Annotated in this window: 1 protein-coding gene; it reads right to left on the minus strand. The window is 41.3% G+C overall.

What is annotated here, in order from left to right; genetic code table 11:
- Nucleotides 1–360: 360 nt before the first annotated feature.
- On the minus strand, nt 361–801 hold the full coding sequence (locus tag BCT27_RS19395) for a hypothetical protein (protein WP_102396521.1): 441 nt from the start codon (nt 799–801) through the stop codon (nt 361–363).
- Nucleotides 802–835 lie beyond the last annotated feature (34 nt).

The following is an 835-nucleotide window of genomic DNA, read 5'->3' on the forward strand; positions in this document are numbered from 1 at the left end:
GTTCATGACCTTGTTAGCCGATGAGCTTTCATACTATCGCGGCTTTGCCGCCAACACCCAACGAACGCGCCGTTTTGTGAATTCAACTGACGCATTAAAGATAAAATCGCTCGATAAAACCACTGGCGTTGAATCCAACTTAGCAAAAATAGCCACATGATTTTGCATCGAGTTTGGGATTGGTTTGATGAAGGTTTTGAGGTTAAACAACCTGCGACGAAGAGAGGAAATAGCCAACCAAACTAAACACGGAAAGAACTGACGGATAACGCCTCGCTTAACCGCCGCAAAGAAGCAGGCTAAAATTAGCGATGAAGGAACGCTAGCCGGCTGTTTTGCGTACCTTGGTTGAAGCGTTTGTTATGTTTCAATGTACTCGCAACACGTTTGGAAAGTAAAACTTTCGTTTTCACCGACACCTTCATTTTCAAGCTCAACGAAAATAGTTCCAGACACCTTGAAACTTCCGTCTTCATTTTTCGTGATAATTAGTGCCTTAACATCACACCAGTTATGAGCACAACCAATATAAACAGAACCTTCGGCATCTGTATAAAATGAGTGACTCAAATTCATTCCATCTAACCTCGAAGGTGAGCTTAAGTCCAATTTATACCAATCTAAAATAATTTCAGTTTTAGTAGGCTGCTCCTCATAATCTAAACCAGAATCAAACTCTTTAAGGGGAAGGGTTACTCTGTGAAAAAGAGTTTTAGGTAAGCCAATGCTCTCATTTTCAAACCAGTATGATTGGATAACTCCATTCTTAACTTGGGTTTTACTCTGTAGTCCGATTTTCACCTAAGCCTCCGAGGCATAACGTCGCAATAACGGG

This window comes from Enterovibrio norvegicus (assembly GCF_002876705.1).
GTDB lineage: Bacteria > Pseudomonadota > Gammaproteobacteria > Enterobacterales > Vibrionaceae > Enterovibrio > Enterovibrio norvegicus_B.